Annotated in this window: 18 protein-coding genes and 6 pseudogenes; 9 read left to right on the top strand and 15 right to left on the bottom strand. The window is 53.9% G+C overall.

What is annotated here, in order from left to right; all coding sequences use genetic code 11:
- Window positions 1–148 precede the first annotated feature (148 nt).
- A pseudogene (locus tag AC02Y0_RS24230) lies at window positions 149–250 on the bottom strand (hypothetical protein); the annotation flags it as partial.
- Window positions 251–642: 392 nt separating this feature from the next.
- On the opposite strand from AC02Y0_RS24230, the gene AC02Y0_RS24225 reads away from it, so the two are divergent.
- From AC02Y0_RS24225 to tnpC, 4 genes and pseudogenes are all read left to right on the top strand, one after another.
- Entirely contained in the window at window positions 643–870 is a 228-nt protein-coding gene (locus tag AC02Y0_RS24225; RefSeq protein ID WP_476384432.1) for a transposase, read from the top strand.
- A 130-nt stretch (window positions 871–1,000) separates the two neighbouring features.
- Window positions 1,001–1,348 carry an IS66 family insertion sequence element accessory protein TnpB gene (tnpB, locus tag AC02Y0_RS24220; protein ID WP_476384431.1) on the top strand — a complete coding sequence of 116 codons (348 nt, stop codon included), beginning with the start codon at window positions 1,001–1,003 and terminating at the stop codon, window positions 1,346–1,348.
- Window positions 1,349–1,408: 60 nt separating this feature from the next.
- Window positions 1,409–1,894 carry a transposase domain-containing protein gene (locus AC02Y0_RS24215; protein WP_476384430.1) on the top strand — a complete coding sequence of 162 codons (486 nt, stop codon included), beginning with the start codon at window positions 1,409–1,411 and terminating at the stop codon, window positions 1,892–1,894.
- 30 nt (window positions 1,895–1,924) lie between these two features.
- Window positions 1,925–2,673, top strand: a pseudogene (gene tnpC / locus AC02Y0_RS24210) (IS66 family transposase).
- Between the two features lie 71 nt (window positions 2,674–2,744).
- Here tnpC and AC02Y0_RS24205 read toward each other — a convergent pair.
- Entirely contained in the window at window positions 2,745–3,932 is a 1,188-nt protein-coding gene (locus tag AC02Y0_RS24205; RefSeq protein WP_476384546.1) for an IS110 family RNA-guided transposase, read from the bottom strand.
- Between the two features lie 256 nt (window positions 3,933–4,188).
- Here AC02Y0_RS24205 and AC02Y0_RS24200 point away from each other — a divergent pair.
- From AC02Y0_RS24200 to AC02Y0_RS24190, 3 genes and pseudogenes are all read left to right on the top strand, one after another.
- Window positions 4,189–4,449, top strand: a pseudogene (locus AC02Y0_RS24200) (transposase domain-containing protein); the annotation flags it as partial.
- Entirely contained in the window at window positions 4,449–4,754 is a 306-nt protein-coding gene (locus AC02Y0_RS24195; RefSeq protein WP_476384429.1) for a hypothetical protein, read from the top strand. The pseudogene AC02Y0_RS24200 and the gene AC02Y0_RS24195, both read left to right, overlap by 1 nt.
- A gap of 200 nt (window positions 4,755–4,954) precedes the next feature.
- Window positions 4,955–6,042 (top strand): annotated as a pseudogene (locus AC02Y0_RS24190) (IS3 family transposase).
- 178 nt (window positions 6,043–6,220) lie between these two features.
- Here AC02Y0_RS24190 and virB11 read toward each other — a convergent pair.
- The 12 genes and pseudogenes from virB11 to AC02Y0_RS24130 all read right to left on the bottom strand — a co-directional run bounded on the left by virB11 (window position 6,221) and on the right by AC02Y0_RS24130 (window position 18,398).
- A complete protein-coding gene (gene virB11 / locus AC02Y0_RS24185) occupies window positions 6,221–7,222 on the bottom strand; it encodes a P-type DNA transfer ATPase VirB11 (RefSeq protein ID WP_476384428.1) in 1,002 nt (333 codons plus the stop codon).
- Window positions 7,219–8,595 carry a TraB/TrbI/VirB10 family type IV secretion system protein gene (locus AC02Y0_RS24180; protein WP_476384427.1) on the bottom strand — a complete coding sequence of 459 codons (1,377 nt, stop codon included), beginning with the start codon at window positions 8,593–8,595 and terminating at the stop codon, window positions 7,219–7,221. The genes virB11 and AC02Y0_RS24180 overlap by 4 nt, the downstream gene beginning before the upstream one ends.
- 10 nt (window positions 8,596–8,605) lie before the next feature.
- Window positions 8,606–9,370, bottom strand: coding sequence for a TrbG/VirB9 family P-type conjugative transfer protein (locus tag AC02Y0_RS24175; RefSeq protein ID WP_476384426.1), 765 nt, complete (start codon window positions 9,368–9,370; stop codon window positions 8,606–8,608).
- Between the two features lie 40 nt (window positions 9,371–9,410).
- Window positions 9,411–10,085 carry a VirB8 family type IV secretion system protein gene (locus AC02Y0_RS24170; RefSeq protein WP_476384424.1) on the bottom strand — a complete coding sequence of 225 codons (675 nt, stop codon included), beginning with the start codon at window positions 10,083–10,085 and terminating at the stop codon, window positions 9,411–9,413.
- Window positions 10,086–10,131: 46 nt separating this feature from the next.
- On the bottom strand, window positions 10,132–11,325 hold the full coding sequence (locus tag AC02Y0_RS24165; RefSeq protein ID WP_476384423.1) for a type IV secretion system protein: 1,194 nt from the start codon (window positions 11,323–11,325) through the stop codon (window positions 10,132–10,134).
- A 6-nt stretch (window positions 11,326–11,331) separates the two neighbouring features.
- Window positions 11,332–12,108, bottom strand: a complete 777-nt coding sequence (locus tag AC02Y0_RS24160; protein WP_476384422.1) for a type IV secretion system protein — start codon at window positions 12,106–12,108, stop codon at window positions 11,332–11,334.
- Window positions 12,109–12,256: 148 nt separating this feature from the next.
- Window positions 12,257–14,590, bottom strand: coding sequence for a VirB4 family type IV secretion/conjugal transfer ATPase (locus AC02Y0_RS24155; protein WP_476384421.1), 2,334 nt, complete (start codon window positions 14,588–14,590; stop codon window positions 12,257–12,259).
- A gap of 19 nt (window positions 14,591–14,609) precedes the next feature.
- On the bottom strand, window positions 14,610–14,891 hold the full coding sequence (locus AC02Y0_RS24150; protein ID WP_476384420.1) for a VirB3 family type IV secretion system protein: 282 nt from the start codon (window positions 14,889–14,891) through the stop codon (window positions 14,610–14,612).
- Window positions 14,892–14,967: 76 nt separating this feature from the next.
- Complete coding sequence (locus tag AC02Y0_RS24145; protein WP_476384419.1) at window positions 14,968–15,279, bottom strand: TrbC/VirB2 family type IV secretion system protein; 312 nt, start codon at window positions 15,277–15,279, stop codon at window positions 14,968–14,970.
- A gap of 58 nt (window positions 15,280–15,337) precedes the next feature.
- On the bottom strand, window positions 15,338–16,312 hold the full coding sequence (locus AC02Y0_RS24140) for a lytic transglycosylase domain-containing protein (RefSeq protein WP_476384418.1): 975 nt from the start codon (window positions 16,310–16,312) through the stop codon (window positions 15,338–15,340).
- A 507-nt stretch (window positions 16,313–16,819) separates the two neighbouring features.
- Window positions 16,820–16,912 (bottom strand): annotated as a pseudogene (locus tag AC02Y0_RS24135) (integrase core domain-containing protein); the annotation flags it as partial.
- A gap of 451 nt (window positions 16,913–17,363) precedes the next feature.
- Window positions 17,364–18,398: an IS110 family RNA-guided transposase gene (locus AC02Y0_RS24130; protein WP_476384417.1), complete on the bottom strand. Its 1,035-nt coding sequence runs from the start codon at window positions 18,396–18,398 to the stop codon at window positions 17,364–17,366.
- A 460-nt stretch (window positions 18,399–18,858) separates the two neighbouring features.
- On the opposite strand from AC02Y0_RS24130, the gene AC02Y0_RS24125 reads away from it, so the two are divergent.
- A complete protein-coding gene (locus AC02Y0_RS24125; protein ID WP_476384416.1) occupies window positions 18,859–19,554 on the top strand; it encodes a conjugal transfer ATPase VirC1 in 696 nt (231 codons plus the stop codon).
- Window position 19,555: 1 nt separating this feature from the next.
- Complete coding sequence (locus AC02Y0_RS24120; RefSeq protein WP_476384415.1) at window positions 19,556–20,245, top strand: VirC2 family conjugal transfer protein; 690 nt, start codon at window positions 19,556–19,558, stop codon at window positions 20,243–20,245.
- 428 nt (window positions 20,246–20,673) lie between these two features.
- On the opposite strand, the pseudogene AC02Y0_RS24115 reads toward AC02Y0_RS24120, so the two are convergent.
- Window positions 20,674–21,443 (bottom strand): annotated as a pseudogene (locus AC02Y0_RS24115) (IS630 family transposase); the annotation flags it as partial.
- Between the last annotated feature and the right edge of the window lie 113 nt (window positions 21,444–21,556).

Here is a 21,556-nt window from a genome sequence, read left to right as displayed (position 1 = left end):
CATAACAGACCTCGGCGAACTCAATCGTGTCAGGGCCATCAGAAAACCGGAGCGATCGAAAAACAACAGCTTCATCCGGAAGCTGCGGCGATTGCAAAAAAGCAAACACTGCGGGTGCAAACGGGTCGAGTTCCATCGTCTTCTCCACCGGGGCAAGAAGGGTGTTGATACCGGCGTGAAATCCGGTGGGCTCGGGATGCAGGTAGACCTTGAGATCCGCGCCTAGAACGAATATCGCAAAGCGCTCCAATGATCGCCGTCAACGCGTCCACATCCCCACATTCCAGCGAAAGCTTGTAGCCGTTCGCCAGCAACGTTCTGATCTTGGAAGAGCCACATGGCCCTGCTGACCGCCTCCTGTTTGTCGATGAAGCGGATGAGCGGGGCGGCTGGTCCAGTGATGCCGCTTGGCTTTCACCTCGTGCGACGTAACACCATCCGTCATTGATCAGAACGCTTGCACCCATTTGCGTCGGCCTATCGACATGATGCTCCACGAACGCCTCCATCCAGATACGGCGTCAGTCCCTGTTCTATGGTGAGCGTCCGGTGAGCTGTTTTTGCTGATCGGGCAAATCAGGCCATGTTCTGGCATTCGAACCAGCATTAGTGCTGACATTGATACAAGAACGAAGAGGTTTTATGGCTCGCATGGAGATCATGTCCGGCATCGAACGCAGGCGGCGTTGGTCGGACGAGGCGAAGCTGAGGATACTTGCGGAAGCTGATGAGCCCGGTGCTCGCATTGGTGACGTGGCGCGCCAGCATGACATTCATCCGGGGCAGATCCGCTTGTGGCGGCAATCATTCAGCTATGCGACCAGCCGACTGTGTTCCTCCCGGTGGAAATCACCCAGGAGGTTGGCGTAGGCCAGGCTTCTACTGCGGCAACGAGGCCGGCGATTGTCGAGATCTTGCTCCGAAACGGTCGGCGCTTGAAGGTTCCGGCTAACGTTGAGTTGAAGCTGCTTGGCCCGCTGGTCGCTTGCGTTGAGGCGGCATGATCGGGCCATCGGGAAATGTGCGGGTCTATTTGGCCTGCGGGGTGACCGATATGCGGCGTGGCATTGATGGTGTGTCCGCGCTTGTCGAGACGGTCGTGAAGGAGGCGCTGGGCTCCGGTGCGATCTTCGGCTTCCGCGGAAAGCGCGCTGACCGGATCAAGCTTCTCTGGTGGGACGGCCAGGGCTTTTGCCTGTTCTACAAGATTTTGGAGCGCGGATACTTTCCGTGGCCGACGGCGAAAGAAGGTATCGCGCACCTGACGCAGGCGCAGCTGTCCATGCTCGTGGAAGGGATCGACTGGCGTCGGCCGGCCTGGACTTCGGCTCCGGCGAGAACGGGCTAAAACACTTGTTTTGCGGGGAAATACTGGCGTTATTGGCGCAAATCGGCTACATTCACAGGTATGGAAACAGCGCCGCTGGACAGTCAGGACGAGCTCACTGCTTTGCGCGCACTGGTCGCCGAACAGGCGGCGAAGCTTGAGAGCCAGGAAGCCGAAGTCATCAAGCGTGGCTCCATAATCGGGCTTCTTCGCGCGCAACTGGAGCTGCTCCGACATCGGCAGCATGACGCCTCTTCGGAAAAGATCGACCGGAAGATCGAGCAGTTCGAGCTGATGCTGGAGGAGATCGAGGCCTCTCGTGCCGAGGCTGAACTGCGCTCCGGCAAAACTCTTCTGCTGGAGTTGGAGGACGCATCCGAGAAGCCGAAGCGTAAACCTCTACCCGATAATCTCGCTACCGAAGAATTGGTCTATTCGGCTCCCTGCAATTGCCCGACCTGCGGTGGCACGTCATTCCTCAAGGCGCCAGACAGAGTGGGCCAGGTGCTCGAGCACGTGCCAGCGTCGGTCAAGATTGTCCGGCATGTCGAAAAGCGAATGATCTGAAGGGAATGCGATACGACGTTGGCTGGCGAGATGCCGACCTTGCCGATCGAGCGCGGCAAACCCGGGCCGGCACTGCTCGCCCATATCATGATCGCAAAATTCGACGATCACATCCCCCTCTACCGCCTGTCCGAGATGTACGACCGGTTGGGGATGGACATCTCCCGATCCATGATGGCCGACTGGGTCGGCCGCGTATCCGCTTTGCTGACGCCACTCGTCCTGTTGATCAGGGCCCATATCGCAGCACTCGACCGAATACATACGGACGATACCCCGGTCGATGTTCTCGATCCCGGGCGGGGCAAGACAAAAACCGGCAGGGTCTGGGTCTACGTCTTCGACGGCAGTGGCTATCAATTCGCCACTCCCGCAGCCATCGCCCATTACTAAAGCCCTGACCGAAAGGGGGCGCATCCGGCTGACCACCTGGCAAGCTTCAGCGGCGCCATGCATGCCGACGGCTATGGGGGCTACAAAAACTCTACGGCAACCAGATCGTTGAGGGCGCCTGCATGGCGCATGTGCGCCGCAAGCTCCATGATGTGAATAAGCTGAAGCCGTCCCCGATCGCGGAGGAAGCGCTGTCGCGCACTGGAGCGCTCTACGATATCGAGAACCGTATCCGCGGCATGGCGGCTGACGAGCGGCGTACCCTGCGCCAACACCATGCCCGGCCCGTTCTGGACGAGCTCAAGGCCTGGATCGAGGTGACACTCTCAACTTTGCCGCAGAAGCAAAAGCTGGCCGAGGCGATGCGATATGCCCTCTCTCGATGAGTTGCCTTGAGCGTCTACATCGACGATGGCCGGGTCGAAATCGACAAGGATGTTGTTGAACAGCCCCTTTCTCAGCTTTTTTGTGGTTTAGGTGGCCTATCTCTCCATGTTTCGACCATGGCCGCGTAGGCTGCCTCCGCCTGTGCAACGAGCTCCATCTCTCGATGTCGGATTTCCTTGATCCAGTAATCGCGGGCGGGACCAGCGGGCCCATGTGCATTGGGAGCGCCGGCACGAAGTTCAAGCTTGCGCATCTTCATGGCGACAAAGGCGGGCCGAGCCCATCTGTAGGGAGCCTCCTTGGTCAGCGACTGCCAGATCAGATTTGCGATCTTACGCGCCGTGGCGACCGCCGCGACGTTGAGGCCTTTGCGGTCCTTGATCCGGAGAAAGAAGGCAAGCAGCGGCCCCGGAACCGACGCGGCCGACCAGGCAGCTTCAATCAGCATCGTTCTGGCAATCGCGTTTCCCTGTTTCGAGATGCGGCCATGGATTGCGCCCCGATCGCCGGACTGGCGCACCCGTGGGGTCAAGCCGAAGTAGATCGCAAGCCGGTCAGGCGCCGGGAACCGGGAGATGTCGCCAATGGCGGCTATCACCGCCGTGGCAATCACCGAATTTACTCCGGCGATCGTCATCAGCTTGCGCGTGCGAGTGTCGTCAAGCGCAATTCGCGCCATGGCACCATCCAGCTTTTCGAGCTTGCCCTTCAGCCAGTCCAGTTCATCGAGATGGCGGCCCAGGAGGTCGCGCTCTGCCTTGGGCAACGGGGCCTTCGAGAGCCAGTCTCTGCCGCCATTTCCGAACAGATGTCCCGAGTATTTCGGCACGAGATTGACGTGGAGAACGGCCTGGCCCCGACTCTTCACCCGTCGCACTGATCGCACGAGCGCGGCGCGCTCCGACACGAGACGACGCAGGTTCAGGGTTTCGTCATCCGCGGCCCAGACCTCCGGCAAGAAGCCGGCGGCATGAAGCTGCGCCAGTGTCTTCGCGTCAACTTTGTCGGTCTTCACACGCGCGTGGGCGATGGCCTTCACCTGAAACGGGTTCGCGATAACGACCTTTGCCACGAACGGAGTCAGCAACCTTACGATGGTCGAGGTGTTCCCAGTTGCTTCCAGTATGACTTCGTCATCCTTTCGGAGCTTTTGCCCAAAGGCCACCACAGCCTCGTAATCCAGTTCCACCCGGAACTCTTCGGTGACCTTGCCCCGGTCAAGAACCGCGACCTGCGCAAAACTTCGATGCACATCCATTCCGATCGTCCGCATTCCAAATCCTCCATGTTGTTGATGGAGGAGTGCGCGGGCTGTGCGACATCTACGGATACGCGCTCGCAGCGCAGACGGGATAGTCGCAGGGGCGGCCAGATAACAACGCGAGCTCGCAGCTCGAAGTCAATTCGGCCTGCCCGCTTCTTCGCACTCCGACGCCCCTGTCCCGACACGACAATTCTAACATGACAGGATAGAATCTGCCGAGCGTTCGTGGGACGCCGATGGCAACATGCCCGATAACAACATTGCTGAACGAGCCATGCGTCCGCTCGGAATCGGCCGGAAGAACTGGCTGTTTGCCGGCTCGGACAAGGGCGGTGAGCGTATCGCCAACATCCTGACCATTATCGAGACGGTCAAACTGCAAGGCCATAATCCAGAGATATACCTGACAGACGCCCTGACCCGGATCCAGGATCACCCTAAAGATCGACTCGAAGACCTACTGCCTTGGCATTGGACGCCAGCAAAAGCTCGACAGGATGCCGCCGCCTGATGGCTCGCTCGCGGTTCATCTACACGCTCAGCCAAGTCGCCGGCATGATCGGCGAGAACCTCGAACTGATCGAGGAAATCACCGCGAACTCGGACAACATCTCCGATGGCGAACTGGTTTACGTCAGTGATCGCAGTGAGGATGGCACGAAGGGTCTGACCGAGAACGGCATCGAAGAGCTTCAAAGCTTACTTGCCGACATCAGGACGTGGGATGGCTGTGTCCGCGAGTCCCTCATCGACACGCAGTGCGATCCTGAAATAATCAACCGCATCATGGTCGATGAGATAAAATACGGCCTATAGCTTCCATCTCTCGATACCCGGAAATGCGTTCGCCGGACGCTCACCACGAAACAGCAGCAAGCACGCGAACACGCAGATCGACAGAGAGAGCCTTTGACATATCCGCCGACCTCCATCGGAAGATAGTTTGGTAATCCCCCCGCCAATTGACGGGCTTCAAAAGTAGAATTTTCTCGGGCTTTATGATCGAGGAAATTTTGATGAAGACGAGCAGATTTAGCGAACCGCAGATAATGGCCATCCTGCGCCAGGCAGAAGGTGGTGTTGCAGTTCCCGAGCTATGCCGGGAGGACGGGATGAGCACGGCCTCATTTTACAAATGGCGGGCCAAATATGGGGGCATGGACGCATCGATGATCAGTCAGATGAAGGCTCTGGAAGACGAGAACCGTCGACTGAAGAAGATGTACGCGGAGATGAGCATGCTGACCGACCTGCTCAAAGAGGCTCTGGGAAAAAAGTGACGCGGCCATCTCAACGCCGGGAGATGGCCGTGAAAGCAGTGGCGTTGCGCGGGGTGAGCATTGCGCTCGCCTGCCGCGCCTTCGAGGTCAGCGAGACCTGCTATCGTTACAGCGCCAAGCTGAACGAGGAGAACGAACAGATCGTCGATCTCCTCATTGGGCTGACGCGAGCAAAGAAGAGCTGGCGCTTCGGCTTGTGCTTCCTTTACCTGCGCAATGTCCGGGGGCATCTGTGGAATCACAAACGGGTCTACCGGATATACCGCGATCTGGAGTTGAACCTGCGGATTAAGCCAAGAAAGCGCTTGAAGCGGGACAAACCCGATACGCTGGCCGTCCCGGATCAACCTAACATGGTCTGGTCGATGGACTTCATGGCAGACCGCCACGAGACCGGCAGGCAGTTTCGGCTGCTGAATGTGCTGGATGACTTCAACCGCGAGGGGCTCGGCATCGAGGTGGACTTTTCGTTACCGGCTGAACGCGTGATCCGCAGTCTGAACCAGATCATCGAATGGCGAGGCAAACCATACGTCATTCGGGTGGACAACGGCCCGGAATATGTCAGCGCCAAGCTCATGGAATGGGCAGAGAAACAAGGGATTGCCTTGAGCCACATCCAGCCCGGAAAGCCGCAACAGGACGCCTGTTTCGAGCGCTATAACCGCACCGTCCGGCATGAATAGCTCGACCAGAACATCATCGAAAGCATCGAGGAGGCACAGGAGTTCGCCACGCAGTGGCTCGGGACGTATAACAACGAACGGCCCAATATGGGCATCGGCGGCATCACACCCGCACAGAAACTGAAAATGGCTGCGTGAATTCTACTGCAGAGCCCCGCTAAAAACGGGGGGATTACCGTTTGAATCAGAACGCGCCTGATTTGCGAAGCCCCGACAGATTCAATCAGTCAGGGAACCGCTCTAAAGTGGACACTTCAAGCAGCAGGGACGTCGATCGTAAAAGGTGCGCCGAAGCTACCGAAATTAGCGCTTACATTCATTCCATATCTTGTGACGGCAGATAAATTTCCAGAATGCCGCGCTTGCCGTTACGACGGCCGACTTGAACAACCATGTCTATGGTCCGTTTGGCGTACGTTATCACTTCGCCATGTGTCAGGCGAACGCCAGATCGCATGACCATAAGTGCCAGACGGTCGAAAGCGAGGGCAGGACTGTCTGCATGAATCGTGGTGATCGCACCGGGATGGCCGGTATTGATTGCCTCCAGAAAGTCGTAAGCCTCCACCCCGCGAATTTCGCCGACGATGATCCTATCGGGACGCATACGGAGGCAGCTCTCAAGCAGCTTTGAAGGCAATCTTGCGGAACTTTCCTTCCGATCAGAGATCAGGCCCACTTGATTTTTGTGCGGCGGAAACAGCTCTTGGGCGTCCTCAATCGTAATTAGCCTTTCATCGGCATTCATCATTTCGATGAGCGAGCGCGCAAGCGTCGTCTTACCCGATGACGTGCCACCGGAGACCAGAATATTGAAATGCTCTCCAACAGCCTCGTCAAAAAGCGTATTAAGATCCCCACGCTGCGCCATATCGGCAATTGCTTTGTGACGCCTGCGGCGCTCATCATCCACTCTGATCTGCTGACCATCCACAAAACCGAATTCGGTGCTGGTAAGAGCCTTGCTCAGATATTTACGTACCGAAAGAGAAACCCCGTTTTCAATTGCAGGCTCAATAACAATCTGGACACGTTGGGGCCTGCCCCAGACGTTCACCCGGCCGGAAACGATAGGATGCAGCGCACCCAGCGTATTGCGCGTTTCACCGGCAAGCTGCGCCCCAAGCCTTTTGATGGCATGCGGCGACAGGCTCACGTCAATTTCACTCATGTGTGCTGCGCCAGCAACCTCGACGAAGATGGAGCCATTCGGATTGATTACCAGTTCGTTGATGCGGTCATCGACAAGGTAGTCTCGCAACGGCGCCAGATATTGCTCGACGTAAGAAGTTTCACGAGCATTCTCTATAACGCTCATCTGAAGATGAGATCCCTGTTGACGAAAATTCGAATTTCCTCACCCTGCGGGATACGGATCACCGGCGGGAGAGAGAGATATTTGTCAAGAACGCCATTTCCCTGATCGCTAATCATCCCACCGGCTTGTCCAGCCATTTGACCGCCAATATTAACCGTGGTGCCTGATCCAGAGTTCTTATTGCCACCAAGAACATTCGGTATGGCCGAGATCGCGCTAACCAGAATGGCAGCGCCGAATTTTGTGCCATAACGGTTGTCCACATTGCCGAGTGTACCAGTCCGTCCAAGTACGTCGGTACCAGTGGAACCAAGCGCGACTGATTGTCCATCCGGCGTGATTGCCCGGTTCCATGCGATAAGCACACGTTTCTGGGCTATATCGACATCACTGCTAAATTTACCGATGAGAATTGTTCCCGAAGGCATGAGAACTCGCGAGCCATCGAAAGAATAGACTGGTCGAGTGACCTGCGCGCGAAGGGAACCAGGCAATTCGGTATCGATAGCTGTTTCCAAAACAGCTGAAATAATCGAACCCTGAATCATGGTTCTGGAAGGGTCACGCAAACGTTGCGCCACCGATGTCTGAACCACACTGGATGCTTGAGATTGTAGGAAACGGTCATTTTTGCCGAGGCCATCAAGATTGGCCTCACCGCCATAACCACCCACAGTACCGGCAAAGCCCACTCCTTCGTCAATGACGATCGCATTTGACTCTCTTTGAAGCTTGTCTATCTTCTGGCCTTCCTTATCCATTTCTTTCAGGCGTTTGGCCTCTTCGTCCATTCTGCGCTTTTCAGCGTCAGCTCTTTCGGCGTCAGCACGCAAACGGGCGTTTTCCTGGGCCATCGCCTTACGCTCATCATCCAGTTTCTTTGTCATTGTGTCGTTGTAGCGAGCCAGAAGCTTGCTGATTTCCTCGTTGGACATAGGGGGCTGCATGTCTTTTTCTATGTCCAGCAGTTGCTGTTGAAGCACCTTGAACTTCTCTTCCCAGATTGCATTGGGATCGATCTCTGCCTTTTCGGGTTCCTCAGGTGCAGGAACACCGAAGTCTAGCTTTGTGGCATTTTCAACAAATTTATCGACATTCAAGTCGACCTGCGAGGTTTCCTGCCCCTTCTTCTCGCTCATACCGAAAAACTTCATGACGGTGCCAGGGCCGGCCATTACCACGAGGAGAACCAGACTAGCAGCAAACAACGCCAGGGCCACAGTCATTCTGGCGTTAGTGCTGCGATTAGCTCCGATTTGCCGCTTGCGACGGGTCTCTAGAAGCTGCTCCCGTTCCATCGCCTCACGATCATGCAGTGGGTCATGGTGGTGATCATGATCGTTAAGCGGATTATTGCTATCTTTTCTAGACATGTTCAGCTTCTTATTTATTCTTCCAGGATCTGTCCAAAAGGTACTTTTTAATGCTTTGCTGGCTTTTGCCTACACAAATGCTTTTATTGCCGATACGCATCACCCAGAAGTCACTAGTTCCGTCAACAATGATGCGTGCGCCACGGGTCCGCGAATTTACGAGTTGTTCTTTGTTGTTGGCACCAATCTTGTAAATCGCCGGGCGTGGCGCTCCCTTGCGCAAGAGGAAGGTTGTCTGACGGCCGTTATCCTCAATCCACAGCGGACGAAAATCAGCATTTCCAGCAATTACGTAAGGCGATTGCTGTACGCGACGCGCAGATGCAGGCGCCTTGTTGCTTCTTATCACAGGCTTAGGCTTTGGCGGGGGTGGATAGGAGAAGACCGTTCGAAATGTTGCAGTCTCTTTCGAACCGGCAGTGAATTCGCCAATAGAGCGCAGCTGGAAGGAGTAGACCCGCTTGCTGGTATATACGGTCATGTTGGTGGCAGTTTCGGGGATGATCGGCTTGATGCTAACGACGTTACCGCTTTTCAGCTTCACAACCTCCCACGAGGCGCTGTCTCCGATGAGGATAGATTCAACCTCCTCGTCGCCTCCAAATTGGATAGCCGCCACAGATTTCAAATGCAGATCCAAGTCATAGACCTTATGCTCTGCATAAACCTTGTGTCTGATGCGCGGATCGTCATTCGCACCAACAGCAGGTTGGTTTGCGAAAGCAGCCGCTGACCAGCAACCCATCAAAAGAAAAACAGCAATTCGTTTAAACATTAAGGCGTCCTGTCAAATAAATAAATAGGAGAATCAACAATTAATGAGCAGTCTCGGCATCCATACGGTAGCTGTTGACAGCAAAACCAAGCGGGTTACGCCAGACAGTTTCAAGATTGGCACTTGCGTTCGGGTTGAAGGAAAAGCCCACGGTAGAAATATAGGAACGTGCGACTGTGCTGCGCCCCTTTTCCTCGCGGTACTTGGTAATTCGAACCTGCGCGAGATCCGATCCCCCGCGGCGAGTTGACGGTGTGATAGATATGGATTTTACAACGACACGCACCCGCACCTTGTCACCGTAAACGTTCGGCGGATATTGCGGGGAACGTGAGCTCCAAAGGCTTGCAAGCGTTTCAGCCGCATTGGCGGTCGATCGGCCCATGACATCGGGGATGCGGCGGCTGTTGTCGGCGGTGTCGAATGTCTCTCGTTCCACCACATATCGAACAAGTTCCGCCTGAACGACGGCATCTTCCTGGTCGAGCGACGCCGGTCTGACTTGAACAATCTTTTCTGCCTCTCCCGTGGTCTTGTCGACCATAATCACAAAAGGCCTGTCCTCTTTCAAAGGCAGGATAATGATCAACGACGCCAGTGCAAAAATCGCTATAGCGATTGAACCGACGGCAATCTTCGCCCAGTTATTGCGCTGCTGGCGTAGGCTGAAAAACAGTTCGTCTTCAAAGGCGTGTTGAGAATTGATGTCAGTCATCTACGGGTACCGGCTTCATGAGGATCGAAATTGTGAATTCAGCAGACTAAGAATCGCGATTGAGGTTTTGTTGCTCTGCAGAGTCTCCGCTGCTCCCCGAACCAGAGCCAGATGAATCTCCTGATCCTATGGTCTGGGCGCGTCTGGGGCGGCGGGTCTGATCGCCAGACATTCTACCGGCCATACGTTCATCACGTCTCTGGGCTCGCATCGCAGCACTTTGCCGCATGCCACTGATGACCGAAGAGGCGATGCCGGCAGGTGAGGCGCCGGCCCTAGTCGCATTGCCAGCAACCTGCATGGCATCACGGCCACGCTGCATGCCGCTGAAGGCCTTCATGGCGCCGCCCTTCATCATCCGCGCTGCAGCAAAGGCTGCACCCGCACCCACTGCGGCGACGGAAGCGGCAGCCAGTGTGCTGGCCATAGTGGGTATCTGGAACATGAGAACAAGCGCAGACAGCATGATCATCAGGAACATTACATACTTGATGATGTCGTCGTTGCGAGTTCCCAACATCAAGGCTTCCGCTCCAATGTAAAGAACGATAGCCATAAGCCCCTGTGTCAAAAGCGGGATGAGCGCAAAGCCCATTGTAAAGCGTGTCCAGCTTTCGAAATGCTGGCTTGATTGCGGCATCATCAGCATGATGATGGCCAGGGGCGCAAAACTGAGTGCCAGTGCAAATCCGATCTTGCCGACAACAAGTATAATCGCACCAGCGGCAACAAAGATGACGGCCATGATGATGACCGCCAACCCGATTAGGACGTTGCGAAAGCTCCGAGCCAAGTTGAAAATACTGAAGTCATTGATGAACTGGTTGCCGATGGCGAACATTGCATGGGCGAATTCGTCGATGCCTGTATTTGCGTCCTTAATACGTGAAGGATCGAGAATGTCAGGATCTGGCGTACGCAGTGCCAGTGCAACAGACTCGATCAACAAAGCGACATAGTCGCCAGGAATTTCAATGAGGAGCGTGTATATGCCTTCGAAATTGGCCCATATCGTTGCAAATGAATATATTAATATATATCTCACGAACCACTGGAGATAAGTCGAGTAGTTGACTGGTCTGAATTGTATCAACTGGTTGACGGCAATAAATAGCAGAGCTACGAGCGCTATAGCGTGTAATAACGTCGTAACGGGCTCGGCCACAGCCGCGAAGACGTTCTGGACGTAATTCTCCAAAACATTGTCAACGATTTCGGAAATCTCCGCAACTACGCCCATTTTCGGTCACCTGTTAAAGTTTGAGAAGTTGAAAAAGCGATCGTCTTCTCCGGCTTCACCACCGAGCGCCATGAAATAATGCCCCGCCAGTGACGTGAGGGCTGCCTGACTGCGCAGCGATTCATTGATTTGCTGGGCGACCTCGATCATCACACGTGTGTTAATATCCACGCTCGCCTTGAGATCTGTGCTGGCTTCCAAGGAGGTCATGTACATGCCTAGACGCAAATTGCTGGCATTTGCACGTTTGTAACCCATCTCCGCCGTGGAGGCGGCTACCGTTCCCTGCGCTGCAACGTATGCTACGATCTTCTGATTGAGTTTCTTTTTGCTTTGAAACGCAAACGCTTCATCAAGTTGATATTGCTCGCGAAACACCTCAAAGGTCTGTTCCAGCTGTTGCGGCCCTACAACACTGCCGCCAAGTGCTCCATTCGCCATTTCCTTCAGGCCAACACCGCCGTCATTCCCCTGCCCCATCTGATTTCCGTTAGGCCCCGGTATCGTTCTTGTGCCCGACTGTCCGTCGAAAATTGAATCCAGCACCTGCTTCTGGCTTTGTGCTGCCGCAAACATCTGTGACACGCCGCCACCGATAAGTCGCGACAGCTCAACGATCTTCATAAGTTGCTGTATGGCAACTCTATCGTAACTCTGCTGAGCATCATCTGGACCGGTGGGAGGCGCACCGATTGCGGGATCATTCGCCGGAATGACCGCTTGTTGGGCCAGCACACCACTGAAACTCATATTCAGAGATGCAGCCGCGAGCGCAGTCGTCATGAGTACTCGGAACGAACGCCTCATGCCTGCGATCCGCTACTGATTTTGCGCATGATGAACCAGTCGCAGGCGCAGTCGTTCGTACGCTCGGCCGGCACTGACTGGCAGGACGTCAGAACGCCCATGAGGAACAATAAAACAAGTGCTTTCAATGCAGCATCTCCATTTGAAAATCGGGTCTGTTACGCCATCCGGCGGAGGCTTTTTCACCACGGCCACCACCAAGGATATCAAGACCCTTGCCAATGGCGGTGAGATCGAAATCGAGAACGACACTGTCCGAACCCGACTTCAAAAGCACAAGGTGGTTGTCGACGTTACTGGTTTGCAAGAAAGCGCTTTCCGTTGGGGTCAGATGCAGTGGCTGCAGCTCCGCTTCGGTGTTGAATGCGCTTGGGTAGATCAGTCGCGTGACGGCGCTTTCAAGGATCGCATCACCGGCCGCACTGTTCTTGATGTGGGAAACGCGCTGGGTCAACAGAACGACAGCAACGTTTTTTTTACGCATCGTCAGCATCCAGTCTTTCAGACGAGCCTGAAAATATGAATCGTCCAGCAGCTTCCAAGCTTCGTCTAGAATGAGCAGGGTAGGATTTTCGTCCTCGACCAGGCGCTCGATGCGGCGGAACACATAGCTAAGCCAAGCCGTTCGAATAAGGTCGTTATCGAAAATCTCAGTGAGATCGAAAGCCGTCAGGTGGCTGTCAAAATGGAGTGGGTCCTGTTCCTTGCCACCAAAAAGCCAGCCAAACTGACCCGTTTCATCCCAGCGCCCAAGCCGGTTGTAAAGATCACCCTCGTCATCTGTGGCGCGCAGCTGGCTTCTAAACTGTTCAAAGTTCTGAAGTCGATGATCTGCAGTGGCATTAGCCTGTACGGCATCCGTAAGAGCCTGGATCTGTAGAGGTGTGAGCTTGTTGCCCTCATTTTCGGCAAGGGCGGTCAACCAGTCGGTCAACCAGGCGACACCCCGGGAATCCGCCTCTGCACGCATCGGATTGAAATTGGTTTCCTCACCCATTTGCACTGCAGAGTAACGTCCGCCCATGGCTCTGACCGCCATTTCAAAACCGTTATCCTTGTCGAACAAAATGGTGCGTGCGCCCAGACGCTGCGCCTGGCACATCAGGAACGCCGTTCCCAATGTCTTACCCGAACCAGTTTGCCCAAGAACGAGCGAATGGCCAACCGTGCGCTGGCCGACACGGCCAGGCAGATGGAAATTGAAACGGAAGGTTTCGCCACGAGCAGTAGGAATGACAGTGACGGCTTCGCCCCAGGGGCATTTCTCCGGCGGATTTCCTTTTGGCAGGCCATGCATGGCGCAGAACTGAGCAAAGTTTTGCGACGAGATCATCGCGGGCCGAGTGCGATAGGCAAAATTCCCTGGATGCTGAGCAAAATACACGGCACGGGAAGAGAAGCCTTCACGGACGATAGACGCACCAGCATCCTGCATAGCGCGAGTCACATAGGTCATCGCGTCCTCAAGCTCTTTCTTGCTGTCACAGAACACAGCAATGCTGCAATGGTGCTCTCCGAAGATCACTCGTCCTGATGCAACGTCGTCCTCCGCTTCTTCGAGTTGGGCCATCAACGAAATGGCGGCATCCTCCGCCGCGCGCATCTGCTTGCGCACCCGAGAGATTTTGCCTTGGGCAGAGATTGGATCAATGGGGGTAAAGCTTTGGCTGACCACGGTATCATAAGGCAGGTTCAGCCTGTCGAAGATACCTGGATATGTATCCGTCGGATAATCTTTTACGGAAATAATTGTTGCAAAACGGCGCGCCTTTTCTGCCGTACCCTGACACTCGAACATGCGTCCCTGAAAAGTGACCTGCGAAGTGGAAATGATATCGGCAAGGGGTTGAAACCTCTTGCCGGGAATCAGGTTGCCGCCCGAACCGTCAATCATTGTACGTAGCAGGCCCAACCAGTTGCCGCTGGATAGAGACAGCCTTCTGGGTTTGGCTTCACTGATGGCGATCATGCACGTATTGATCATTTGATCGAGGCGCGCGGCACGCACCGCTACTTCCTGGCGGCTATGGACATCCTTTCCACCAAGAAGAGAAAGAAACTTCGCTACCTTGCGAGGTGGGCGAACGATCAGCGTAACCATTGTGATACGGTCTCTGAGGCCAATTGTCTGAAGATATTGTTGCCAGCGGCGGTCTATCTCCATGCAGAAACTGTCGCCATTCACAGGTGGAATCTGGGGGAAAGTTTCTATGGAGATGCGGTGAACATAATAGGACACGTCTGCGCGCTGCTGGGCAATGAAACGCGACATCGCATTGCAAAGCTCAATAGTGTGGCGATTATCCATGGTGTCGGCGTTAATGCCCTCCACGGCGAAGGAGGCCATCAGATCGCCATTGCGCAACATGATCGTCACGTCGTCAACCTGGGTCATATAGGGCAGGCCACTGACAAGCGGCTCGCTTTTGCTGCGGTCTTTGTGGATGGTCGATTTCATAGAAATATTCAGCGGAGGCTCAAGCACGGTAGGTAATCCCTTCGCCGCTCAACAACGCGGGGTGCATCCGGGTCTGCTGCACAGTGGCAATAAAAACGCTAATGATTTTGGGGTCATATGCTGCCAGACCACGTAAAGCCGCGTAACCAATAAACCCCGCAATCAGTAAGTACAGGAACGACTGAGAAAATATGAAGCCAACCATAACAACCACGATCAGCACGACCAGATACATGATCGGTAGCCCAGCAAATGAGACTTCGCGGGTAAGGCCAATGAAGAGCGGCGTACGTTCCATCATCATCACTCTCTATCGTTTGCGACAAACCCGGCCTTTCCGGATAAGCGTAAAAAGGCCGGGCAGAGAAAACAGTGGGCTAGTTTGCCCCGAGTCCATCAACGAAAGTTGCGCCGCCAAAGACAATCGCAATGCCGACAATGACGGCGACTGCAAATGTCCAGTCCATACGTCCTGTCATGAAGGAAAAACCGACGGCAATGACGGCAATCGCCGAAACAGACACACCTATTGGACCGGTGATTGCATCAACGATCGCTTGAAGGAAGGTTCTCACCCCCTCAAAATCCTGGGCGGCACTTGGCGTAGCCCACAGAAGGAACATGGTACTAAACGTCAGACACAGACGTAGCGCATTCCGCTGATTACTTTTATTTTTCAGATACTTCATAAAATGCCTCATTTTTCGAGCTGGCAGTAAGGTTCTTGAAAACATGCACTTTTTCAGGTCACTCGTAGACGGAGGAGCCCCGTAGTATGAGTGGTTGAAAACCTGACGGCGTTGCATTGCCGGAATTTAAGAGATCATCAGCGTCTTCATTACGCACAAAACGTTCAGCCAGGGCTGGCAGTGAGGCGTTCCTGACTAGCACAGGCATAATTTCGCGGTTGTGTTGGTGATCAGAAACAGCATGAATAATGTCAGCGATATATTGTTTGGTCTCCCTAAAGGGAGGAATTCCGCCATACTTCTTTACGGCGCCCGGCCCTGCATTGTAGGCTGCCAACGCAAGCTCTGGCGAACCAAACCGCCCAAGCATTTCAGTCAGATACCGGGCGGCGCCATCAAGGTTCTCCAGTGGAGAAAAAACGTTGGAAACACCTAGATCTCGGGCGGTCCCAGGCATAAGTTGACCCAGCCCTTTGGCACCTGCGGGCGAAATGGCTCTGTAATTAAAATTGCTTTCACGGTGGATCATCGTCGTGAAAAGGGCGATGAAAGCCTGTCGATCAAGATTTGCATTAGAAACAGCAGATTTACGCGAGTATTTACTTGCAACTTCGCCAGCCATCCTTCGCATATTCAATTGCTGCTCCGATAGACGCAGAGACAGACGTCGGGGATGCGGGAGCCGTTGCATAGACGGTTTAGAGAGTACCCTCGACCAACCGCTAAGATTTGCCGCGTCGGAAGTTGGTTGCTCCTTGTTGACCTTTACCACTTCAGGCTTGCGCACAGCTATAGAGTCTGCAGGAGAAGCAATCTTATTGTTTAGGGAATCCAGCTCACCGCCGATCAAGGTTGGAGCAGACATATCTACGCCTTCCTTGATCGGAACAGTGGATCCATTTTGAAGTTCATAAAATACATCTGAGTGAGCCAAGTTATCTGACCCAAACAACAATGCTGCAGACAATAAAAGCCTTTTAGCACCAATATCGATTGAATAACGTATTTCATGTCTTATAAATTTTTTAGACATCTACACAAACATTTTCATATATTTATACTTATTTCTAATTAATTTAAATAATTATTTGTAATTATGTGCCTATAATCAATCTGCACGATAAAAAGTCAACTTACCCATCAGTTTCAAATGTAATTCTTCGTTAAGCTACTCGTGCAGATTCTCGAACGCGCCGTATGGGATCGCTCCATTTCGCAATCGCTTTGTTATGCTGAGAATTTTGTTTCTCCAATATAATCAATGTCGCTTTTTAGCTTGCGGCGCATTCCCAGCAGCCCGACATAGAAAAACTGGATCAATGAGAATGAAGGACCCCCATTCGTGTGCTCAATTACAAATGCAACTCTGCAGGGGGAGTGAATATCTCTTCAGTTGTAATTTATCAGCGCCGCCAAACGAGATCGGTAGGTAGTTGATCGTGTCCCGGGGAGTGGTGTAGCTGGATTTCGTAGCCATCGGCGGTGTCCGTCAGGTGGCTCTAAGCAACCCGTGGAGTTGCCCCATAAGAACCGGACAAGATCAGGTTTCTGTTTGGCGGTTTAAGAACTCACGAGGCGAGCGATACCCTAATGCCTTGTGCGGGTGAAGGGTATTATAGTGTTCGAACCATGAGGGCAGTTTGTTGATTTCCACTGAAAGCTGATGGGGTTGCATCGTTGTCTCAGCTGAATGCGTCGTCCACATTGAAGGCTCGTCCCGCGAAGCTCCATCATGCGGCGACTGATGTCGACCGCGAAGACAACCATGCATCCGGCAGCACCGCCTCAACGACTTTACGCTTGACGCCCTAGCTGCGATTAGACAACTCCATCAGCTTTCAGTGAAACGTATGGCCCGCCCTGCTTGCAAGTGGTTTTTTTGATCCCTGTACAGTCTGCTTCAACGTATTCGGTCTCACGGCATGCCGTGGCCAAGATGGATATCCGCACGCTTAGAGCCACAATAATCAACTCGGTTTCCATGAACCATTTCCACTGCTGGGCTATCCGAACGCCGATCAACTGTCAGGCCATCTCCATTCCACTCGCAAACATCGTAGGCTGCGCTCCTGGCAGCCAGTGACTCAGATTGGCGCTACGCCATAGGCCCGCTCATAGGGCTGCCCCTTGCGCAACACCGCCCAGGCGATACGCGCGAGCTTGTTTGCCAGGGCCACAATCACGACATTGCGCTGGACGCCTCGGGACAACATTGTCTGGAGCCATTGCCCGATTGGCGTGGCACTTTGACTGAGCGTGTGCATTGCCGCTCGAGCGCCATGGACCAGCAAGGTTCGCAGATAGGTGTTGCCGCGCTTTGTTATCCCAAGCAGACGTGCCTTGCCTCCGGTGGTGAACTGTCGTGGCACAAGCCCCAACCATGCTCCGAGATCTCGGGCATGCTTAAAACTAGCGGCGTCACCAATTGCGGCGACAAGTGCCGTGGCGTTGAGCACGCCTATGCCGGGAATCGATGTCAGGCGGCGCATCGCGCTGTTCTGCCTGGCGAGTGCTACGAATTCTGCGTTCAACGCCTCGATCTTCTTGTCAAGCATTCGCCATTCGTCCCGCAATTCGATCACCAAGCTGCGGATGCGCGGAGACAGGATCTCATCAGCTTCGGCAAGGAGGCCGTCCAGGGCGCTCTCGAACTTCACGCGGCCTACGGCGAAGATGACACCTCTCTCCAGAAGAACCGCACGGAGCTGGTTGATCAAGGTCGTCCGTTCCGCAACCAGCCTTGAGCGAACCCGATGCAATGTCTGGATATCCAACTGTTCTTGGCTCTTCAGTTCGACAAACCGCATCGTCGGGCGAGATGCAGCCTCGGCAATCCCCTCGGCATCTCTGTCATCATTCTTCTGTGCTTTTACATATGGGCGGACATATTCCGGCGACATCAGCCGGATCTCATGACCTCTCGCGGTAAACAGCCGGCCAAGATGGTGAGCCCCACAGCAAGCCTCCATCGCGATAACGCAGGTTGGCAGCTTCTCGACGAATTCGATCAATGTCTGTCGCCGCATCGTTCGACGGACAACCACAGCGCCGCGGTCATCCACCCCAACAACGCTGCAGCTGTTCTTCCCGATGTCGATACCCAAAATGGAAATATGCATGGCTCGGCTCCTTTCCCTTCAAGAGAAGGACATCATACTCGATGTCCTCGGAAGGGCAGGCCATCCCATAATCAACAATAACGCTCGTCCAGATCAAAGAAACCAGGAGGTCCACGCATCATCCGCTCCCGCCAAATCACGCATGTCAGATTGAATCATGATTTGCCGAAAAGGGGGGAGTTTTTAGAGGGATCTAATTCTATGCAAACCGGCCGATTCTACGCAGCCGGAAATCGCACTTGCAACTTATGCACTAACAGGATGCGCTTGTGCTCAATAACATCAGCGTCATCGCGATAACCAAACATACACAATACAAAACTAATATTACAGACGTAATATATTCCCAATTCCCAATTCAATAATTCGTATTGAATGCGTTTTATGTTGATAATACAATCGACAAACATTATTTACATATTAATTTACCATTTTTATTCAAAATTATCGAGGTTGATTCGTGAAATTGGTAACATTCTGCTCATTCAAGGGCGGAGCTGGGAAAACGACTGCATTGATGGGCCTTTGTTCAGCTCTCATCGACCGGGGTAAAAAAGTCGCCCTTTTCGAAGCTGACGAAAACCGCCCATTGGGACGCTGGCAGGATAACGCGTTTAAGCGCGGCACCTGGGATCCGGAATGCGCGATTTATGTGGCAGATGAACTGCCACTGCTTGAAAATGCGTATTCCGAGGCCGATGAAAGCGGTTTCGATTATGTTCTCGTTGATACGCAGGGCGGGTCGAGCGAGCTGAACAATACGATCATCGCCAGCTCGGACCTTTTGATCGTTCCAACAATGCTGACGCCGCTCGATGTTGACGAGGCGCTGGCAACCTATCGATACATTATCGAACTACTGATGGTCGAACAACTCGTCATTCCCTCCGCCATCCTGCGCCAGCGCGTTCCAGTGAGCCGGCTCACGGCCTCACAGCGCGCAGTGTCCGAGATGCTGAAAGCCCTGCCGCTGACAGAAAATCCGATGCGCGAAAGAGATGCCTTTGCATCAATGAAAGAACGCGGCATGCTTCATCTCAGCACACAGAAAAGTCTTGGGGATCCGTCGATGCGGCTGATCCAACGCAATCTGCAGACAGCCATGGAGGAGCTGCACTTTCTTGGCAACTTCGTAATGAACACACTGGAGGCCTGAGATGGCGATACGAAAACCATCCCTTTCCGTTTCAGAAGCACGAAATCGTGCAGAAACACGCTCCGCGGCTATGCAGCCCCCCCAATCGCCAAACGCAGAAATTGTAAAAGGCTTACCTAAACAGCCAGAAGGTTATTCTTGTGCGCCTGTCAAAAAAACCGAGCTCACCACCAAGGCATCAGGCAGCCAGACGGACAGCACAGGCCACCTCATGCGAGAAGAGGCGCCGACCGAGAGACCCGTAGCAAAGACAAAGATCCCAGCTGCTTCAACTCTCCAGTCACAGAACCGGCGCATGGAAAAAGAACAGGTATATTTGTCCGCACTACTGCCTGCCCCCGGCGTATCCAAGATATATGAAATGTTATGCCGCCAGTATCCGCCACAAAAAGCTCTTCAAATGGTTTTACGAAGAGCTTTTCAGGACTATGAGGCAATGCTGCAAAGCGGCTCGTTCAGAAACGCTCACGAGGGTTACGCGGTGGATGAGAAGGTACGGGCCGACGAATTTATCCAAACTTCGAGAATGGTTCCGAGAAAGATAGTGAGTATCGCCCGTGCCCATTTCGATCCTCTCGGTCTCGAAAGCACCCGCAGCTTTGGACGCAAACTCGCTACCGCCGCATTGGCACATTTTTTTGCCCTAGAGGCCACGGAAGATAGAGGGACCCACAGCAATAAACCTTCCTAAACGCCCAGACCTACACCGCGCCAGAAAAAAATAATCTGACAATTCGGCGGGCGATCATAGTGGTGGAATGCAATACTTTCGATCAAGGACTGCCGGTGTCGGATTAAAAATTAGGTTTTACTGTAGTTCGCCATCACTGGCCAAATTCATAGCCGTTAGATCGCGCTGTTTCGGGACTTTCAGATAGAGCTTGTCCGTTGAACTCCGAATCGCATTAAGAATTCCCCTGGCTGGCAAATTCTGATTCCATGGCTCCGACCGATAACATGTTAGCGTCCGGTGAGCTGTTTTTGTCCGGGTACAGATTTAGCGCAAGTTACGTCACAGATAATTTATTGGTGATGTAACGGGATGTGAAGGGCAAAGTTGAGATCCTTACGGGTGCTGATCGACAGCGTCGGTGGTCAACAGAATAGAGCAGATCCTGTTCAATCCGGATCATATCCAGCAGACCTGAGTAGTTTCCACATTTTTTTGGCGTGAAGCAGGACGTCAACGTCCCGACTGCGTCCCACAAAGCATTGATCTTTCTCTCCGCCGAACCCGCAACATAGCCTTCAACTTTGAGAAGGCGTTTTCGATGGGGTTGAAGTCGGGGCTGTAGGGCGGCAGGAACGTGAGCTTGACACCGATGCGTTCTATGGCATCGCGCACGCCGGCTGCTTTATGTGCGGGCAAATTGTCCATGACGACAATGTCCCCGGGCTGGACGGTCGGCAGCAACCCCTGCTCGACATAGGCGAGGAAGACGTTGCCGCTCATTGCTCCGTCGTAGACAAACGGCGCGGTCATTCCGGTCAGGCGCAGAGCACCGGTGAATGTCGTTGTTTCCCAATAGCCCTGCGGCACGCCGGCTCGACAGCGCTCACCTCAAATTGCCCGCCCGCGCAGCCGGGCCATCTTCGTTGAAAGACCGGTCTCGTCTATGAAGACCATGTTTTGCGGATCGGAATAAAGCGTCCATCAAATCAGGCGCGTCGACACTTCGGAACGTCCGGTCGGTCCTGCTCCAACTCGTGTGTGGACTTTTTTAAAAGGTCCAGCAGCGACCACGCAGCCAGGCACCGATTGCGCTCAGGCTGATGCTGACCTGACGTTCAGCCGAGAGGAGCTCGACCATTTCATCAAGCGTTACGTCCCGGCGATCATCGATCATTTCGACAACAAACGCCTCGTGAGCGTCCAGAACGGAAGGGCGTTAGCATTGATGTGACGGACTCTACCAAACTCTGGAGGAAGTTCAGGGACTCAGGTCAGCGCCATTACATCCCCAACGACAACGCACGAAAACCAATCATAGCCCTTTTCGCA

This window comes from Allorhizobium sp. nf9_anc, from assembly GCF_056323085.1.
Note: the sequence above shows the minus strand (reverse complement) of the source record. Positions and strands in the feature narration are given on the sequence as shown.

Bases quoted from the DNA above. Each gene is read 5' to 3' on its own strand.
- AC02Y0_RS24155 (WP_476384421.1), bottom strand. From the start codon at position 14,590: ATGAAATCGACCATCCACAAAGACCGCAGCAAAAGCGAGCCGCTTGTC.
- AC02Y0_RS24150 (WP_476384420.1), bottom strand. From the start codon at position 14,891: ATGATGGAACGTACGCCGCTCTTCATTGGCCTTACCCGCGAAGTCTCA.
- AC02Y0_RS24160 (WP_476384422.1), bottom strand. From the start codon at position 12,108: ATGACGACTGCGCTCGCGGCTGCATCTCTGAATATGAGTTTCAGTGGT.
- AC02Y0_RS24120 (WP_476384415.1), top strand. From the start codon at position 19,556: ATGGCGATACGAAAACCATCCCTTTCCGTTTCAGAAGCACGAAATCGT.
- AC02Y0_RS24180 (WP_476384427.1), bottom strand. From the start codon at position 8,595: ATGTCTAGAAAAGATAGCAATAATCCGCTTAACGATCATGATCACCAC.
- AC02Y0_RS24165 (WP_476384423.1), bottom strand. From the start codon at position 11,325: ATGGGCGTAGTTGCGGAGATTTCCGAAATCGTTGACAATGTTTTGGAG.
- AC02Y0_RS24145 (WP_476384419.1), bottom strand. From the start codon at position 15,279: ATGAAGTATCTGAAAAATAAAAGTAATCAGCGGAATGCGCTACGTCTG.
- AC02Y0_RS24175 (WP_476384426.1), bottom strand. From the start codon at position 9,370: ATGTTTAAACGAATTGCTGTTTTTCTTTTGATGGGTTGCTGGTCAGCG.
- tnpB (WP_476384431.1), top strand. From the start codon at position 1,001: ATGATCGGGCCATCGGGAAATGTGCGGGTCTATTTGGCCTGCGGGGTG.
- AC02Y0_RS24205 (WP_476384546.1), bottom strand. From the start codon at position 3,932: ATGGATGTGCATCGAAGTTTTGCGCAGGTCGCGGTTCTTGACCGGGGC.
- AC02Y0_RS24170 (WP_476384424.1), bottom strand. From the start codon at position 10,085: ATGACTGACATCAATTCTCAACACGCCTTTGAAGACGAACTGTTTTTC.
- AC02Y0_RS24215 (WP_476384430.1), top strand. From the start codon at position 1,409: ATGGAAACAGCGCCGCTGGACAGTCAGGACGAGCTCACTGCTTTGCGC.
- virB11 (WP_476384428.1), bottom strand. From the start codon at position 7,222: ATGAGCGTTATAGAGAATGCTCGTGAAACTTCTTACGTCGAGCAATAT.
- AC02Y0_RS24225 (WP_476384432.1), top strand. From the start codon at position 643: ATGGCTCGCATGGAGATCATGTCCGGCATCGAACGCAGGCGGCGTTGG.
- AC02Y0_RS24195 (WP_476384429.1), top strand. From the start codon at position 4,449: ATGGCTCGCTCGCGGTTCATCTACACGCTCAGCCAAGTCGCCGGCATG.
- AC02Y0_RS24130 (WP_476384417.1), bottom strand. From the start codon at position 18,398: ATGCATATTTCCATTTTGGGTATCGACATCGGGAAGAACAGCTGCAGC.
- AC02Y0_RS24140 (WP_476384418.1), bottom strand. From the start codon at position 16,312: ATGTCTAAAAAATTTATAAGACATGAAATACGTTATTCAATCGATATT.